The organism is Methanoculleus chikugoensis (assembly GCF_900095385.1).
GTDB lineage: Archaea > Halobacteriota > Methanomicrobia > Methanomicrobiales > Methanoculleaceae > Methanoculleus > Methanoculleus chikugoensis_A.
The window spans coordinates 62,250-77,633 of record NZ_FMID01000046.1; the positions used below are offsets into that span (position 1 = coordinate 62,250).

Annotated in this window: 16 protein-coding genes; 8 read left to right on the forward strand and 8 right to left on the reverse strand. The window is 62.2% G+C overall.

Going from position 1 to position 15,384, the window contains the following annotated elements:
• The first annotated feature begins 131 nt into the window (after positions 1–131).
• Together L21_RS09700 and L21_RS09705 are read left to right on the forward strand one after the other, a co-directional pair.
• A complete protein-coding gene (locus L21_RS09700) occupies positions 132–1,973 on the forward strand; it encodes an ABC transporter ATP-binding protein (protein WP_074370281.1) in 1,842 nt (613 codons plus the stop codon).
• A gap of 49 nt (positions 1,974–2,022) precedes the next feature.
• Positions 2,023–2,736, forward strand: coding sequence for a DUF5714 domain-containing protein (locus L21_RS09705; protein ID WP_074370282.1), 714 nt, complete (start codon positions 2,023–2,025; stop codon positions 2,734–2,736).
• Here the strand turns inward: L21_RS09705 and L21_RS09710 are convergent.
• Positions 2,721–2,912, reverse strand: coding sequence for a hypothetical protein (locus L21_RS09710; protein ID WP_074370329.1), 192 nt, complete (start codon positions 2,910–2,912; stop codon positions 2,721–2,723). The genes L21_RS09705 and L21_RS09710 overlap by 16 nt on opposite strands.
• Positions 2,913–3,004: 92 nt before the next feature.
• On the opposite strand from L21_RS09710, the gene L21_RS09715 reads away from it, so the two are divergent.
• A complete protein-coding gene (locus L21_RS09715) occupies positions 3,005–3,691 on the forward strand; it encodes a metal-dependent hydrolase (RefSeq protein ID WP_074370283.1) in 687 nt (228 codons plus the stop codon).
• A 5-nt stretch (positions 3,692–3,696) separates the two neighbouring features.
• Here the strand turns inward: L21_RS09715 and L21_RS09720 are convergent, their stop codons facing one another.
• Positions 3,697–4,278, reverse strand: coding sequence for an archaellin/type IV pilin N-terminal domain-containing protein (locus L21_RS09720; protein WP_074370284.1), 582 nt, complete (start codon positions 4,276–4,278; stop codon positions 3,697–3,699).
• The gene (locus L21_RS09725) at positions 4,256–4,816 is read right to left on the reverse strand and encodes an archaellin/type IV pilin N-terminal domain-containing protein (RefSeq protein ID WP_074370285.1); all 561 of its coding nucleotides are present in this window, start codon (positions 4,814–4,816) and stop codon (positions 4,256–4,258) included. Before L21_RS09725 ends, L21_RS09720 begins: the two co-directional genes overlap by 23 nt.
• Positions 4,817–4,961: 145 nt before the next feature.
• Between L21_RS09725 and L21_RS09730 the strand changes: the two genes are divergently transcribed.
• Both L21_RS09730 and L21_RS09735 read left to right on the forward strand, forming a co-directional pair.
• Positions 4,962–5,933, forward strand: coding sequence for a DUF1616 domain-containing protein (locus tag L21_RS09730; protein ID WP_074370286.1), 972 nt, complete (start codon positions 4,962–4,964; stop codon positions 5,931–5,933).
• A 211-nt stretch (positions 5,934–6,144) separates the two neighbouring features.
• Complete coding sequence (locus tag L21_RS09735; RefSeq protein ID WP_074370287.1) at positions 6,145–6,639, forward strand: hypothetical protein; 495 nt, start codon at positions 6,145–6,147, stop codon at positions 6,637–6,639.
• Positions 6,640–7,020: 381 nt separating this feature from the next.
• Here the strand turns inward: L21_RS09735 and L21_RS09740 are convergent, their stop codons facing one another.
• Both L21_RS09740 and fdhF read right to left on the reverse strand, forming a co-directional pair.
• The gene (locus L21_RS09740; protein ID WP_074370288.1) at positions 7,021–8,259 is read right to left on the reverse strand and encodes a Coenzyme F420 hydrogenase/dehydrogenase, beta subunit C-terminal domain; all 1,239 of its coding nucleotides are present in this window, start codon (positions 8,257–8,259) and stop codon (positions 7,021–7,023) included.
• 2 nt (positions 8,260–8,261) lie between these two features.
• Positions 8,262–10,328, reverse strand: coding sequence for a formate dehydrogenase subunit alpha (gene fdhF, locus L21_RS09745; RefSeq protein WP_074370289.1), 2,067 nt, complete (start codon positions 10,326–10,328; stop codon positions 8,262–8,264).
• A gap of 251 nt (positions 10,329–10,579) precedes the next feature.
• On the opposite strand from fdhF, the gene L21_RS13595 reads away from it, so the two are divergent.
• A complete protein-coding gene (locus tag L21_RS13595) occupies positions 10,580–11,431 on the forward strand; it encodes a hypothetical protein (protein WP_256712955.1) in 852 nt (283 codons plus the stop codon).
• A 50-nt stretch (positions 11,432–11,481) separates the two neighbouring features.
• Here the strand turns inward: L21_RS13595 and L21_RS09755 are convergent, their stop codons facing one another.
• Together L21_RS09755 and L21_RS09760 are read right to left on the reverse strand one after the other, a co-directional pair.
• A complete protein-coding gene (locus L21_RS09755; protein ID WP_074370291.1) occupies positions 11,482–12,411 on the reverse strand; it encodes a hydantoinase/oxoprolinase family protein in 930 nt (309 codons plus the stop codon).
• Positions 12,408–13,295, reverse strand: a complete 888-nt coding sequence (locus L21_RS09760; protein WP_074370292.1) for an ATP-grasp domain-containing protein — start codon at positions 13,293–13,295, stop codon at positions 12,408–12,410. The genes L21_RS09755 and L21_RS09760 overlap by 4 nt, the downstream gene beginning before the upstream one ends.
• An 83-nt stretch (positions 13,296–13,378) precedes the next feature.
• Between L21_RS09760 and surE the strand changes: the two genes are divergently transcribed.
• Together surE and rpiA are read left to right on the forward strand one after the other, a co-directional pair.
• Positions 13,379–14,170, forward strand: a complete 792-nt coding sequence (gene surE, locus L21_RS09765) for a 5'/3'-nucleotidase SurE (RefSeq protein WP_074370293.1) — start codon at positions 13,379–13,381, stop codon at positions 14,168–14,170.
• 21 nt (positions 14,171–14,191) lie between these two features.
• On the forward strand, positions 14,192–14,890 hold the full coding sequence (rpiA, locus tag L21_RS09770) for a ribose-5-phosphate isomerase RpiA (RefSeq protein ID WP_074370294.1): 699 nt from the start codon (positions 14,192–14,194) through the stop codon (positions 14,888–14,890).
• Here the strand turns inward: rpiA and L21_RS09775 are convergent.
• Positions 14,879–15,259 carry an MreA family transcriptional regulator gene (locus L21_RS09775; RefSeq protein ID WP_074370295.1) on the reverse strand — a complete coding sequence of 127 codons (381 nt, stop codon included), beginning with the start codon at positions 15,257–15,259 and terminating at the stop codon, positions 14,879–14,881. The two genes, rpiA and L21_RS09775, sit on opposite strands and share 12 nt — an antisense overlap.
• Positions 15,260–15,384 lie beyond the last annotated feature (125 nt).

Consider the following 15,384-nt stretch of genomic DNA (forward strand, 5'->3'; position numbering starts at 1 on the left):
GTTTATCCCGGCCGCCGGAGCAGAGGTATTATACACGAAGAGGGTATGGAACAGGGATATGCCAGGAGACTGGAGAGCGACAATCCGGGGTCAGGCCTCAGACCCGTCCATCCCTCGACCGGACTTATACCATGAGCATCACTGACCGCTGTCGCCGTACCATCGCCTTCACCCTTGATGTCATGCGGCAGCCAACGAAGGCCGACGGGACCCTCCGGTTCTCCGACCTCGCCTTCTTCCTCCGGTTCGCCCGGCCGATCAGGACGGTGGGCGTACTGGCCCTCGCAGCGACTGCTCTCGTCTCGGCGGCAAAGACCGTGCTCCCGCTCAGCATCAAGTTCTTCATCGACAACATCCTGCTCGGCGGGACGGAGGCCTCCGACTCCCTCACCGCAGAAGCCGGCGGGCTCCTCTCGTCGCTCGACACCCTCATCGCCGCTCTCCTGGTGCTCGGGCTCTTCACCGGCGGCATGGACCTGTTGCGGAACTACTGGACCGCCCGGTTCCGGGAAGGTTACGCCTTCAACCTCCAGACCGCCCTCGTCGAGCACGTCCTGAGTTTCCCGATCTCGTACTTCAAGTCGCAGCAGACCGGCTACATCATGTCCCGCCTCTCCGACGACGTCCAGATCCTGCAGTACACCGTCTCCCAGTATCTCCCCCTGATCATCGCAAACGGCCTCTACGTCGCCTTCACCCTCGCCATCCTCTGCATCCTGAGTCTGAAACTCACCCTCGTCGTCGCCGCCTTCATCCCGCTCTACCTCCTGGTCAACGCCGTCTTCATCCGGCGGATCCGCGCCGCCACCCACCGGGAGCGCGAACGGCAGGCTTACGTCTCCCGCGACATCCAGGAGGTGATCTCCGGCATCGACACCGTAAAGACGCACGCCGCGGAGGAGCGGGAGGTGAACCGGGTCTCCGGGACGCTTGCACGGATGGTCGATGCCCGGATCAAAAACACGATGCTCTCGGCGTTCTCGGAGTACTTCAGGATCGGCACGATGTCGCTCATGCTGATCGCCGTCTTCTGGGTCGGCGGGAACGAGGTGCTTGCCGGCGGCATGACCGTCGGGGACTTCGTCGCGTTCGCGGTCTACGTCGTGACGTTCGCCCCCACCGTCAACACCTTCTTCGCCTTCCCGGTCGTCATGCAGCCCGCGGCGACGTCCGCCTCCCGCCTGCGCGACCTCTTCTCGATGGACGGCGAGCCGGTCGGCGGCGGAGTCGTGCCCGCCGTGGTGCAGGGCAGGATAGAGTTCTCCGGTGTCCGGTTCGGGTATACGGAGTCGGAACCGGTTCTCGCGGACGTGACCTTCGTCGCCCATCCCGGTGAGGTGGTCGCCGTCATCGGGCGGACCGGCGCCGGGAAGACGACGCTCGTGAACCTGATCCTCCGGGCGTTCGCACCGCAGGAAGGCACGATCACACTCGACGGCCGCGATATCGCGTCGCTCGACCCCAGGTGGCTGCGGCGGCAGGTATCGCTCGTCTCGCAGGATCTCTTCCTCTTCCACACCACCATTGAGGAGAACATCTGCTACAGCAGGCCCGAGGCAACCTTCGAGGAGGTTGTCAAAGCCGCACGGAAAGCGCAGATCCACGACGAGATCATAGGGTTTTCGGACGGATACCGGACGATCGTCGGGGAGCGCGGGACGCAGCTCTCCGTCGGCCAGCGGCAGCGGGTCGCCATCGCACGGGCGTTTCTCAAAGACGCGCCCATCCTCATCCTCGACGAACCCACGTCCGCGCTCGACATGCAGACCGAGGAGCAGATCTGCCGGACGTTGCGGCTTCTCGTCCGGAACCGGACGACCATCCTCATCACCCACCGCCCGTCGCTCCTGACGCTCGCCGACCGCGTCCTCGCGGTCGAAGGCGGGCGGGTGCGGGAAGAGCAGTGGACGGGTCTCCCGCCGGGACACGATCACGGCCGGATGCACCGCCCCGGCCAATCCGCGGCCACGTGATCCGCCGGGCCAGAGGATATTATGAGATACGGCGACACACCCCAATGTCATGGAGCATAAGGCAGGATGCCTGATCTGCGGCCGGGATCTCGTGTATGGCGAGAAGCCCCACGACCTTGCGTGCGCCGTCTGCGGGGAGGTCATGAGCACTGCAGTCGCCTGCGAAGCCGGGCACTTCGTCTGCGACCGGTGCCACGGCCTCGCAGCGCTCGACCTCATCGAACAGTTCTGCATCGCAACGGAGCTCGAGGACCCGCTTGCCATCGCCTGTATCCTGATGCGGTATCCGGCGGTCAGGATGCACGGGCCGGAGCACCATTTTCTCGTGCCCGCATCCCTCATCGCCGCCTACTGCAACCACCAGGGGGAGCCGGGGAGAAAAGGGGAACTGCTCAGGCAGGCCCGCACGAGGGCCGGTGTGGTTCCGGGAGGGGCCTGCGGAACCCACGGCACCTGCGGGGCGGCGGTCGGCACCGGCATCTTCGTGAGCCTGATCACCGGGTCAACGCCCTTAAAAAAGCAGGAATGGTCGCTTGCTAACCAGATGACCGCAGAGAGCCTGATGACGATAGCCCGGCACGGCGGCCCCCGATGCTGCAAGCGCGACTCGTGGCTTGCCATCCGCGCCGCGATCACGTTCCTTGCCGAGCGGTTCGGGGTGAACCTCCCGGTAGCGGAAGCGGTGCGGTGTGAGTTTGGCGATATCAACCGCGAATGCCTGCGGGAGGAGTGCCCCTTCCACGCCGGCTACCCGACCGGGTGAGACGCGGCCCGGAGAACGGTCACGATGATAAGGTAGCCGACAACGGTTCCAATAAGCGTCGCTATCACGGCGATGCGACCGTCACCCCAGTGTGTGCGGCTCCACCACCCCGCTACGCTGCCGATGAGGAAAGAGACAAAGAGAATGAGAATCTCCTGCCGGTCCAGCGTTGTCATGATCCGGAGAGTTATCGGCGCTCTCCGGCCATTATCGTTTGCCTCACCCCGAACAGCAGAGATATAACCGATCGGCATCATCTTCATAAAAAATGTTTGTCGCCTGCCATCTCTTCCTCGGCCTGGTCCTGGGCCTCGCGATCGCCGGACGTCTGGACGACCGGCGGCTCATCGGCTTCTCTGCGCTCGGGGCCGTCCTCCCCGACCTGATCGATAAACCGGTCGGCCACCTTCTTCTTGCAGGGTCGCTCAATTCCGGGCGGCTCTTCGGGCACGGGCTGCTCTTTCTCGGGCTCCTCGCAGTTGCAGGCATCGCACTGTACCGGAGACGCGAATCCATTGCGCTCCTCGCCGTCGCAGCGGGAGCACTCTCCCACCATCTCCTCGACGCGATGTGGGCGATGCCCGTCACCTGGTACTTCCCGCTCCTCGGCCCATACGAGCCTTACGAGTTCACCGGCTACTTCGGCGGCGCCATCCTTGCCGAGGTTTCTTCGCTCTCCGAATGGATATTCCTCGCGGCATCGGCCGGGATCGCTCTCGTCGCCTGCCGGAGCTCCGGTTCCGGCATATCCAGGTTCGCCGCGGCACTCGTCCGCGTCTCCGTTCCGCTCCTCGGAATCCTTGCACTCGTCTCCATCCATGTCTGGGCGGCCGGCAGCCCGGAGAGCATCCTGATGGCCGGGGCGGGGCCGGAGGATTACCTGCTGCTCGCAGCGGTGGCGGCAGTCGGGGTCGTCGGGGCGATACGGCACCGGGATTATCTGTACGCCGGGTAGAGGCGTCAGTCAAGCCGGGTGATCGTGGTGATGCTGCCCGGCACCGTCCTCTCCACCCGGAGCGCCGGCCTCCCGGCCGGTTTGATCTCGACGGCAAACGTCCGGTACGCTATGCAATCCGACTTGATATCCGGCGAGACGTTCAGTATGAACTGCTCCCCGGGCTCGAGAAGGTGATCGGAGTCGGCGTTGAACCGCTCCTGGACGCTCCAGCGCCCGAGTATGGGAACCACGTCGACAAGGGGCTCGTTCCGGTCGATGATCGCCCTGTTCCCGGAACCGACCAGACGGACGGATACCGTGGTGATGTCGATCGGCTCGCTGCCGGCGGTGAGCCCGACCGGGATGATGATGGCGTCTATCCGTTCAAGATTGTCGCTGACTCCGTATACGCCGCCGATCACGGTGAGGCTCGACCCTGCTTCCCGGATGCCCTGGTGAACGGTGGAGCGGCTCTCCTCGGAGAAGACGATACCCGCCCCCAGAACGACGTACGCAAAGACGGCTGCAACGACGACGAACGCGATGAGCACGATCGCAGCCTCGAGTCCGGTGAACCCGGCGTCAGAAGAGTTCGACGTAGACATTCTTCCCAATACCCGCGGGAACGTTTCTGGTCAGCGCAGCGGTCTCTCCCCCTGCGGCGGTCATCTGGAGGGTGAACGTATCTCCCCGCCCGATCTCCACGCTTCCCACCATCAGCTTCACCGTGACGACCTCGCCCGCCTCAAGGAGGGGTCCGCCGTCTTTGGGATACCGCCAGGTGACGGTTACGCGGGGATCGCCGGGAGGGAACGTAACGAGGGTCTTCTTCGTAGCGATGGTGTAGGTCATGCTCCCCATATCGATGACGGCGAGATCGGTCGCGGTCTCAAGATCGAACTCCATGAACTCGATGAGGCCCTTATCGTTGTCCAGCTTGGCGATGACCGACTGTCCCGGGCGGAGAGCGGATCCGGCTTCGCCGAGAGCGGCATACATCGTCTCCTGACTCTTCTGCGACGTGGTCATGCCCACCCCGAGAACGACGTACGCGAAGACCGCAGCGACGACGATAAACGCGATGAAGACGATGGCCGCTTCAAGTCCGGTGAACGCCCGATCGTCCCAGTCTTCCCGGGGCATATGAATGCGGGTTGGTCGCGCTTCGATTAAAAGATGCTGATTTTTCCTGCAGGCCGCCTTCAATCGATTCCGGGCGTTCGTATCCCCAAAACAGGCCCTCACCGGAGAACCTATTTATACCATGGCTATTTATGGAGGTAGCAGAATGACATCAGAAACCACCGTAGACACTCTCATCAGGTCGCTGGATCCCCGCACCATCCCGCTGGATTTAAAGGGCGCCTATCTCTGGGCATTTCTCGCCCTTGCGGGCATCTACGCCCCAATCATCAGCGAGAGTCTCCTTCGCGTGGTCTTCGTCCTGCCGTTCATCCTCTTCATCCCCGGCTACCTCCTGACCGCGGCGCTCTTCCCGGCAAGAGACGACCTCGACGGAATAGGACGTGTTGCCCTCTCGATAGGGCTTTCCATAGCAATCGTGCCGCTCCTCGGCTTCGCGCTCAACTACACGCCCTGGGGCATCCGGCTCGACTCCATCGCCGTCACCCTCCTGGCATTCGGTCTCGCCGTCGGCCTCACCGCCCAGTTCCGGCGCCGAGAGCTTCCGGAAGAGAGCCGTTTTGCGATTCCTTTGGCCACGTGCCGGGATTCGATACGGGAGGAGTTCTCCGGCGGTTCAGTATCCCGGTTCGACCGGGTCCTGAACGTCGCCCTCATCGCCGCCGTCCTCGTGGCCGCGGCAACGACGGTCTTCATCATCGCGGTCCCGAAAGAGGGCGAGAAGTTCACCGAGTTCTACATCCTCGGGCCGCGAGGAAAAGCGGCCGATTATCCGACCGAGTTCATGTCCGGGACGCCGCAGACGGTGATCATCGGGATCGGGAACCACGAATACCGGGATATCACCTACACGGTGGAGACGTTTGCCGTGGAGAGCAGGTTCAATAACGTGACGAACCGGTCGACGGTCGTCTCGGCGACGCTCCTCGACCGGTTCTCCGTCACGGTGCCGCACAACCGGACCGTCGAGCAACCCTACACCTTCCGGATCATGGACCCGGATACGAACCGGATCGAGTTCCTCCTCTTTGCCGGGACACCGCCCGACACCATCCCCAAAAACAATCTCACCGACGCCGGTTACCGCAACCTGCACCTCTGGCTGCGGGTGCACTGAGGGGGAACGGGCTGCAGCGGTGAACTCAGCGCCGGGTCACGGGAGGCGGTGCATCACATGATCCCGGCTACACCCCTCACCAGTATTTTTCGAGATTCTGTATTTTTAGTGAAATGAAGCACAGAAATCCAGTTATTGAGTTGTTGAACGTAGAGAGTGTTTCCCAAATGTTTAAATTTCCAAACAGTATATGGTTCATCGAGGTACAAGAATGAGAAGCGGGATTCTGGTCGCCTCCCTTCTGCTCATGGCGGTTATCGTAGCCCCGGCCGGGGCATTCACCACAGACAATCTCCTGATAGCCGTGGACGAGGACGGGAGCGCAAGTATCACCATTAACTACACCCTCTCGTGGATCGAGACTATCGCCGTCTTCTTCAAGATCGCCGATCCGGCACAGGAACTGAAGTCCGCGCTTGAAGGATCGCTCGGGGTTCCCGTAACGGTGACTTCGGCCGAGAGTGACAGCGCCGCGTTCTCGGTCCGGGAGTTCGCGGAGATCGAAGGCGCCGATGGAGGACGGGTCTACTCGACACCGGGACTCGACTTCACCGGGGCGCAGGAAGTGATCGACAGTTACTGGTTTGCATCGCTGGTCGAGACCGACCTCTCCCCGGGCCTGACGGTAGTCCGGTTCCCGGACGGCCACGAGGAGACCTTCTCCGACCAGAGCGCAATTCCACCCCTCTCCCATACGGTTGAGTGAAACCCCCTCTCTTCTCTTTTCTGCACCAGTACTTCGCTAAAACGGTTGAGGTGATCTTCAAGAGGTCAAACCATCTCCTTCGCGTTCTTCGCGACTTCGCGTGAGTTAATGGGTGAAGATAGTAATATGGCCTCACGCGAAGAGCGCGAAGTCCGGTGCCCGGGTGCTGCCGATCCCGTTGTAGGTCGCTATGCGAGGCTGCAGTGATCGATTTCAGATGCCGAAATTAGTGAAGTACTGTGCACACAACCCCTCTTCATCAGCGTCCCGGATACGGATACCCGGACAGAGGGATGATGTGGGCCTATCGATTGTCGGTGGTGTACTGTTGGCACCGCAGCTAACCGGTCGCAACCTACCAAAAAAAAGAAGGGGGAGATCTTACTCGAAGATGTTGAAGATCTGGTCGCTGCCGGTGTCGGCGAGACGCTTGCGTTCGGTCTGCTCCTCGACGAGCGCGAGCACCGGGAGTTCCATGTCCACACCCGGGGTGTGGCCGAACATCTCCTCAAGATCGACCTGCAGAGCGTGCATGAAGAGCGCGTTCGGGATATCCATCGCGCAGTTCTCCTCGCACTGGCCGCAGTTGATACACGAGTCCGAGATGTGGGCGTACCGGATCAGGTGGAACATGAAGGGCGGCGGAACCTGACCGGGCTCGACCAGGTATGCCTTCTTCGTGCTGCACTCGACGCAGTAGCAGATCGGGCAGTTCTCGATGCAGGCGTAGCACTTGATACACCGGCTCGTCGCGTCCATAATCTTTTTCAGGCGGTCCTTGCCCTCGCCGAGGCCCTCGAAGTCTTTCGCCCGCCACTTGTCGCCGAGCTTCAGCATCGCGTTCTCGACCTTGCCGCGGATCTCGATACCCTTCGGGTTCGCGGCCTCGCTCTTGAGAACTCCTGCCTTCAGAGCGCCGTCGAGGAGGTTTGCGCCCTTCTCGGAGCAGACCTCGACGAAGGTTGCCTTACCGGCCTTATCCCCGATGACGCCCCAGTTGCCGCAGGCGAGATCCGCCTGGCGGGGGATCTTCATCTTGCAGCGGCGGCAGTTCGACCGGCGGCCGTAGCCTGCCTCCTCGAGTTCGTCCATCGAGATGCCCTTGTGCTGGCCGTCCTTCGTGACGATGATGAACTGGCCCTTGTCGATCTCTTCCTTGACGACGTCGTCGGGGTCGACCTCGAACTTCTCGGCGATCATCTTCCGGGCCAGGACCGGGCTGACGGACCCGCCGCAGTTGAGACCGATCAGGAGGACGTTGTCCAGGTTGATCTGGTTGCGCTTCGCGAGCTCGTAGAGGCCCATCGCGTCGCAGCCTTTCACCGGCATGGCGATCCGCATGTTCTCGGCGCCCTCCAGGTACTTCTTGAGCAGTTTCGAGAGCAGGAGCGTTCCGCAGTGGAGCGAGCCGGAAGTCTCTGCGATCTCGGCCGGGTCGGTGATGAGCACAGGCACGGCATCGTAGAGATCCTGTCCCTTCTTTACGGCAAGGACAGCGTCCACCATGCCGGACTTAAGCGCGTGCGTCAGCAGAGCGGTGACCGCTCCGCCGCACTCGCCCTTCTCCTGGCAGGCGGCATCAGCTGCCCATGCGTAGACCATATCGCCTTTTGCAGCCATCTTCAGGCCTCCGTAATCTTCTCGACCTTCACAGCACAGGCCTTGAACTCAGGGATCTTTGCGATCGGGTCGAGTGCATTGTTCGTCAGGACGTTCGCTGCACACTCGGCGAAGTGGAACGGCATGAACATGACGCCCTTCTTGATCTCGTCGGTAACTTTCGCTTCGACTTCGACTTCGCCGCGGCGGCTGATTGCCCGGACCATTTCCTTGTTCGCTATACCGAGTTCTTTTGCGTCCTCGGTGTTGATCTCGATCCAGCCCGTCGGGACCTCGTTATCGAGGGTCGCGGAGCGACGGGTCATGGATCCGGTGTGCCAGTGCCAGATGCAGCGGCCGGTGGTGAGGATATAGGGGTACTCAGCGTCGGGGACTTCCGCCGGCGGTTTCCACTCGATGGGGTGCATTACGCCCATGCCGTCGGGGTGCGAGCACTTGCCGATGTGCAGGATAGGCGTGCCGGGGTGCTCCGTGGTCGGGCAGGGCCAGTGGAGGGCTTCGGGCCGGTTGAGCCGCTCGTAGTTCATGCCGTGATAGGACGGCGTGAGGGCGGCGATCTCGTTGAAGATCTCCTCGGCGCTCTGGTAGGGGAACTGCTTGGCGTAGCCCATGGCGGCCGCCACTTCGCAGAGGATCTTCCAGTCGACCTTTGCCTCGCCCGGCGGGTCCTGAGCCGTGCGCCACATCTGGACGCGCCGCTCGGTGCTGGTCTGGGTACCTTCCTTCTCTGCGTAGCAGGAGGCAGGCAGCACGACGTCCGCGTGCTGGGCGGTCTCGGTCAGGAAGATGTCCTGTACCACCAGGAACTCCAAACTCTTGAGTGCGTGCTCTGCGTGGGTGAGGTCCGGGTCGGAGAGCATCGGGTTCTCGCCCATGATGTACATCGCCTTGAGCTCGCCGGGGTTGTCGGTCAGGACGTTGAACATGACGGTGACCTCGTAGCCGTTCTTCGGCTCACAGATGCCATCGGGGAAGCCCCAGGCGTCGGCGAACTTCTTGTGGACGGCCTCGTCGATGACCTTCTGGTAGCCGGTGAAGACGACGGGGAGACATCCCATGTCGCAGGCGCCCTGAACGTTGTTCTGGCCGCGGAGCGCGTTCACGCCGCCACCGCGCTTGCCGATGTTTCCGGTAAGCATCTGGAGGTTTGCAGTCGACTTGACGTTGTCTACGCCGACGGTGTGCTGGGTGATGCCCATCGAGTAGAGGAGCGCGGAGGATTCGGCGGTACCGATCCATTCGGCTGCGGTCTTGAGATCTGCAGCGGAAATTCCGGAGATCTTCTCGACGTTCTCGGGGAGATAATCATCCTTGAGCACCGTCGCTTTGAGTTCCTCGTATCCCTTTGCGCGCTTCGAAACCCACTCCTTGTCCTCCCATCCGTTCCTGATGATCTCTCCCATCAGGCAGTTGAGGATGGCCACATCGGTGCCGGAGTAGAAGGATGCATAGAGATCAGCCTGCTTCGCGGTCGGCGTGTAGCGCGGGTCGAATACGATGATTTTCGCACCGTTCAACTTTGCCTGAACGATCTTGCGGCCGATGAGCGGGTGCTGTTCGAATGTGTTGGACCCGATGACGAAGACGCACTTGGACTCGGCGATGTCGAGGATGGAGTTGGTCATCGCACCGGAGCCGAACGAGGCGGCGAGGCCGGCGACGGTGGACGCATGGCAGAGCCGGGCGCAGTGGTCGACGTGCCGCGTCTTGAAGACGCCGCGCGCCAGTTTCATCAGCAGGTAGTTCTCTTCGTTGGAGACACGGGCTGAGGAAAGGCAGGCGATTTCATCGGGCTTATACGACTTGAACTTCTGTGCGATCAGGTCGTAAGCCTCGTCCCAGGTCGCCTCGACGAACTTGCCGTCCTTCTTGATGAGCGGCTTTGTGAGGCGGTCCGGGCTGTTCACGAACTCGTGAGCGTAAGTGCCCTTGGGGCAGACTTTCCCCTCGTTGACCGGAGAACGCTTGTAAGGTTGTGTGCCGACAACCTTCCCGTCCTTCACGACGAGGTTGAAGCTGCACCCTGTACCGCAGTACGGGCATGTAGTTTGTACATACTTGAGATCCATGGTAAAAACCTCGGATACACCTATATAGACAATTGAAATATTTAACACTAGTGATTAACAGGAGCATATTTGATGAATAAGTGTGGGATAGGAGGTGCATCTTTCCGGGTGCCCGGTACGATATCGACCATTCTTTCCCGTAACCGCATTCAGGTGCATGAGACCGGTTGGATCCGGGATGCGCCCTGAACCCCACATGAGACAGCGAAACAGTCGGTTGACATACGGCGTCTTCCCGAATTCGGGCCCGGATGCAGTCGCCCCCGGATCCGACGGTGCGGGAGAAGGGGAACATCGGCCCCAACCGCGACCGGAGCCGGGCATACGCGCTGAACCAGTCTCCGGGCGGCGGCATCTCCGGGGCACTCCCCTGCGGACTGGAACGTCTCCACGTCGTCCGGTCCCGTCTGACGGGAGATGTTATTATCGGTGGATGCATACCCTCTCATACAACTGCACAGGAGAGAATTGCCATCGCAAAGAAGACACTGCCGATCCCGCCGATGCTCGTCGACCTGGTGGGAAACGCCCTCGCGTCGATGGACGGCGTGATATTTGACGATCTCGACGCCTGCCCGTCGTGCGGGGGTCAGGTGATCGGGCACGACATGCGGGCAAAACGGTTTGCCGTCATGCACGACAACGGAAAAGAACACACCGTCCGGGTCTTCGTGAAGCGGTTCTACTGCCAGGACTGCGGCGCCCTCTGCTATGCGGACGCTCCCTTCTACCCCGACACCCGTCTCGCATCGCCCATCGTCGATCTCTGTCTCCTCCTCTCACAGCAGATGCCCTTCAACCAGGTGGCGCAGCACCTCCGGGCGATGGGGATCGTCGTCGACCGGGGAACGATCCGGAACTACGCCTCCCGCGATTTCGGGACGATTCCCGCGACCAACCTCTTCGGTTTTCTGCTACCGCTCTCCCTGCTGAACCTCGCCACCTTCACCCTCGACCGTGAGCGGCGTCCCATCGTAGGGGCAGAAGCGCTCGCCGCCTGCGGTTTCCCACCCGCAGGCAGGGCATCGCTTCGCGGCAGGGGGACGCCCGAAGAGCGGAATCAGCGGAATGAACAGGAAGAGAAAGAAGAACGGGAATCCTGACGCCAGCGACACGACCGTGACGGCGATCGATACCGCGAGCAGAAGAAGGGTCAGGTTCCACCGGATTGCCGTAGCGCCACCTCCCTGACCGCGTATGCCGGCAGTGCGTCCGAGAACTCCCCGATCTCCTCCTCAAGCGTAACGCCGCCGAGTTCGCGGGCAAAGAGGTCCGCTCCAATCCCGGCCGTGATCAGCCGCCCGGCACCGCTCCGGGACACTGCATGCTCCACTGCGCGGGCGATCAGCGTTCGCTGGGCGTCCCAGAACTGCCGGGCGATTGCCAACGCCCCGTCTCGCCCGATCTCGTCGAGATCGGCGCAGACCACCCGGGCAAGCCTCCGGAGCGCCGCTTCAGGGGTTTTCTCCCCGTTGTCGGGTGCAGGGGAGGTGTAGTCCTCCGGGGAGATATGGCCGAGCGCGAGGTGCGCGTCGGCGCTTGCAGCGAAGTACTCGGTGCTCACCGGGGTCGCCGTCCCGCCGAGCGTGACCGACAAGAGCAACGTCGCGACGTTCGTCCGGAGCATGCCGGTGTAGACGAGGTACTGCTCCTGCAGCCGCCGGGTGTCGGTCAGATCTTTCAGTTCCTCAAAACAGTTCAGGGGGATGACGTCGGCGGTGGTGCTTCCCACGTCGAGGAGCACCGCGTCGGCGTAGTTCTCCCGCAGGTAATCGGCCGACGCCAGCCAGTTCGCGGCGGCAAGGGCAGGGACCGGCCGGGTATGGAACACCGCATCGGTGCCGTAGAAGACGGCGTCGGGGAGGACCTCTTGCACTGCTTCGACGATCCACCGGATGCCGTCCATCTTGCCTGCAAAGCAGTCGGCGAGCTCCCCGCTCATCACCACGGCAGCGGGTTTTCCGGCATACGGTTTGAGGAGCTCGGCGAGCGGTGCGCCCTGCCAGAGCGGGCAGTAGTGGATATGCACGCCGGCGTCGTCGACGACCTTGAGGTTTGCGCCGCCGATATCGATCCCGATCATAGCCGGTGAAGCCCCCCGTCCTTGTCGAACCGCACCCTCCCGGAGAGGTGCACCTCTGCCGGCGCCTCGCCGTGCGACGCTCTGACGAGTATATCGGCGATCTCCTCCTCCATGACGGCCGCGATGCCGACCAGACTGGTCGTGGGCCTCGGGTTGACGTCCACGACGTAGATTCTCTCGCCGACGACGACGTCGATCCCGGCGTATCCCTGGCACCCGAGGGCGTTCATCGCCCGGACGGCGACATCAACGATCTCCTCCTCGCGATCGGGATGGACGGGCGTCTCGCCCCCGAGATAGAGGAACCCCCCGTCGTCCGCGACGGCTATCTCCTGCCGGTTGACGGCGAGCAGGAGCGGCGCGGCGCCCGTGTAGAACTCGCAGACGTTGCCGGTCACCCGGCTCCCCACAAGGCTCACGCTCAGCGCCTCTCCTTCGACGTAAGCCTGTGCAAACTCGCCGGCTCCCGGCTCCTCATCCGTCAGCCTGACCCCCAGGGCGCCGCAGCCCATGACCGGCTTGACGACTCTCCTCCCCTCCCCGGCAGCGGGGGGGACGGCTATTCCGTTCCGGGAGAGGATATCCGCCGTCCGCTGTTTGTTGGCGCAGACTGCCGCGTTCATGCTCCCGCACCCGATGTTATGGGTCAGCCCTTCGAGGAGGTGCGTGTACCGGAAGAGGAGATGATCCGGCGCGATGACCAGACCCACATCGCATTCCGGCGCGAGTCTTTTGATCTCGCCCTCGAAGTCGGGGCGCTCGGGCGTCACCACAGCGTAGCCGCACCGCTCAAAACTCCCGCTTATGGCGGCAAGCATGGCGGCGCCCTCGGGCGCAAGCTCGGGGTCGTTGCATACGGAGTATTCGGCGAGAAAGACCTTCATTGCAGTAGAGGTTAGCTACAGAGGACTTGACCCTGACGATCGGGCAGGTTTTTGATGCGCGGGAACCATCCCTATAGACAAGGATGAAGCCCAAGATTCTGCTCACCAACGACGATGGAATAACCTCTACGGGACTCTGGGCGGCATACGACGCGCTCGCGCCGATCGCCGACGTCACCGTGGTCGCCCCCGCCACTCAGCAGAGCGCCGTAGGAAGGTCTATCTCCATCTTCGAGCCGATACGCGCGACAAAGGTGACGATGAACGGCGTGACCGCCTACTCGGTCGGCGGGAAACCGACCGATGCCGTGATCATCGGGCTCTTCGCGCTGCGCCTGAACCCCGACCTCGTGGTCAGCGGGGTCAACATCGGCGAGAACCTCTCGTTTGAGTCGATCATGACCTCGGGAACCGTCGGGGCTGCGCTCGAGGCGTCGAACCAGGGTGTGCCGTCCCTTGCCTTCTCGCTCCAGGTGGAGGACCAGGGCGACAAGTTCGACGACCCCTCGCGGATCACCGACCGCTACTTCGACACGAAGCGGGTGGTTCGTGAGATCTGCGAGAGGGTGCTGGCAAACGGGTTCCCCGGAAAGGCCCACGTCGTCAACGTGAATATCCCGGCGCAGGTGCGCGGCGGATACGAGATCACCCGTCTTGCCGAGAAACTCTTCTATACCGGCGTGGAAGAGCGCCTCGACCCGCGCGGCCGCCCCTACTACTGGATCGACGGGCCGCTCTACGAGGACGCCGAGGAGGGCACCGACGTGCACGCGGTGCAGAGGGGAAACGTCTCCATCACGCCGATCACGCTCGACTGCACGGCGTATGCCGCCGCGGACGAACTCCGGGGCATCTTCGACGGCATGCATATCTGAACGGGAGGGGAAGGGTACAGCATGAGTACAGCAGAACAGGCGGTATCGAAGCGGAATGCAGGCCACCGGGCGGCAGAGGAGGTTGCTGACGGGATGGTCGTCGGGCTCGGCACCGGGTCGACCGTTTTCTTCGCGATGGAGCGGCTGGGCGAGCGGATAGCAGAGGACGGGCTCTCCATCGCCGGCGTCCCGACCTCCTACCAGGCGGCAATCCGGGCACGCCGGTACGGCATTCCCCTCGCGAGCCTCGACGAGCACCCCGAACTCGATATCGCCATCGACGGGGCCGACCAGGTCGATCCGGCTCTCCGCCTGATCAAGGGGCGCGGAGCCGCGCTCCTCCGGGAGAAGTGCGTCTGCGACGCGGCGCGGAGGGCGGTCATCGTCGTCGACGGGACAAAGATGGTGGAGACCCTGGACGCGCCCGTGCCGGTCGAGGTGCTCCCGTTCGCCGTGGAGACGGTCTCCCGCCGGCTTACGGCGCTCGGTGCCGATCCGGTTCTCCGGGAAGGGGTAAAGAAAGACGGCCCGGTCGTCACCGACAACGGCAACTTCATCGTCGACTGCAGTTTCGGGACGATTAGAGACCCCGGGCGCCTGGAGACGGCGATCGCCGCGATCCCCGGTGCACTGGAGTGCGGCCTGTTCTCGGCCTACACGGAAAAGATAACGGTTATTGTCGGTGAGGAGAAGGGTTGCAGCGTCATATCACTGCGTTGAGATGCATTCCCGCATCTTCTGGATAAGGTCTAACTGATGCCGGGCTTCCTTCTTCTTTTCTTTCTCAAGCGTGTCCATGATCTCCGTTATTGAGCGCGAGAGCGTGTAGATCTTCACCGGCCTTCCCTTGCTCTCCGACTTGCTCTCGCGGGTATCGATCCAGTCGCACTCTTTGAGGTAGCGCATGGCAATGCTGACTTCGGGCTGGCGGAGATCGGTGCCGCGCTCGATGTCCCGGGATGTCGCTTCCTCCGTATTTGCCAGGTATACAAGCACTTTGGAGACATTTCTTTTGATTCCAATGCCTATCAAGAGCTCGGCGAGTTCTTCGTCGCGTGGCGTAAAATACCGTACCTTATCGGACCTCATCCATTCACCATCAGATAGTTATCTATTGTTTTAAATCTGACTATAAAAATATTATTATTTCAATGGGAGATCCGGCGATTGTGTTTGTTTTAAGTGAATGGATGAGCCATCAAACCGCTGAGAAC

What these genes read in the sequence shown, in the direction of transcription:
- L21_RS09710 (WP_074370329.1), bottom strand. Translation starts at nt 2,912, where the DNA reads ATGACAACGCTGGACCGGCAGGAGATTCTCATTCTCTTTGTCTCTTTC.
- surE (WP_074370293.1), top strand. Translation starts at nt 13,379, where the DNA reads ATGAAGCCCAAGATTCTGCTCACCAACGACGATGGAATAACCTCTACG.
- L21_RS09735 (WP_074370287.1), top strand. Translation starts at nt 6,145, where the DNA reads ATGAGAAGCGGGATTCTGGTCGCCTCCCTTCTGCTCATGGCGGTTATC.
- L21_RS09730 (WP_074370286.1), top strand. Translation starts at nt 4,962, where the DNA reads ATGACATCAGAAACCACCGTAGACACTCTCATCAGGTCGCTGGATCCC.
- L21_RS09760 (WP_074370292.1), bottom strand. Translation starts at nt 13,295, where the DNA reads ATGAAGGTCTTTCTCGCCGAATACTCCGTATGCAACGACCCCGAGCTT.
- L21_RS13595 (WP_256712955.1), top strand. Translation starts at nt 10,580, where the DNA reads ATGCAGTCGCCCCCGGATCCGACGGTGCGGGAGAAGGGGAACATCGGC.
- rpiA (WP_074370294.1), top strand. Translation starts at nt 14,192, where the DNA reads ATGAGTACAGCAGAACAGGCGGTATCGAAGCGGAATGCAGGCCACCGG.
- L21_RS09755 (WP_074370291.1), bottom strand. Translation starts at nt 12,411, where the DNA reads ATGATCGGGATCGATATCGGCGGCGCAAACCTCAAGGTCGTCGACGAC.
- L21_RS09700 (WP_074370281.1), top strand. Translation starts at nt 132, where the DNA reads ATGAGCATCACTGACCGCTGTCGCCGTACCATCGCCTTCACCCTTGAT.
- fdhF (WP_074370289.1), bottom strand. Translation starts at nt 10,328, where the DNA reads ATGGATCTCAAGTATGTACAAACTACATGCCCGTACTGCGGTACAGGG.
- L21_RS09740 (WP_074370288.1), bottom strand. Translation starts at nt 8,259, where the DNA reads ATGGCTGCAAAAGGCGATATGGTCTACGCATGGGCAGCTGATGCCGCC.
- L21_RS09705 (WP_074370282.1), top strand. Translation starts at nt 2,023, where the DNA reads ATGGAGCATAAGGCAGGATGCCTGATCTGCGGCCGGGATCTCGTGTAT.
- L21_RS09720 (WP_074370284.1), bottom strand. Translation starts at nt 4,278, where the DNA reads ATGTCTACGTCGAACTCTTCTGACGCCGGGTTCACCGGACTCGAGGCT.
- L21_RS09775 (WP_074370295.1), bottom strand. Translation starts at nt 15,259, where the DNA reads ATGAGGTCCGATAAGGTACGGTATTTTACGCCACGCGACGAAGAACTC.
- L21_RS09715 (WP_074370283.1), top strand. Translation starts at nt 3,005, where the DNA reads ATGTTTGTCGCCTGCCATCTCTTCCTCGGCCTGGTCCTGGGCCTCGCG.
- L21_RS09725 (WP_074370285.1), bottom strand. Translation starts at nt 4,816, where the DNA reads ATGCCCCGGGAAGACTGGGACGATCGGGCGTTCACCGGACTTGAAGCG.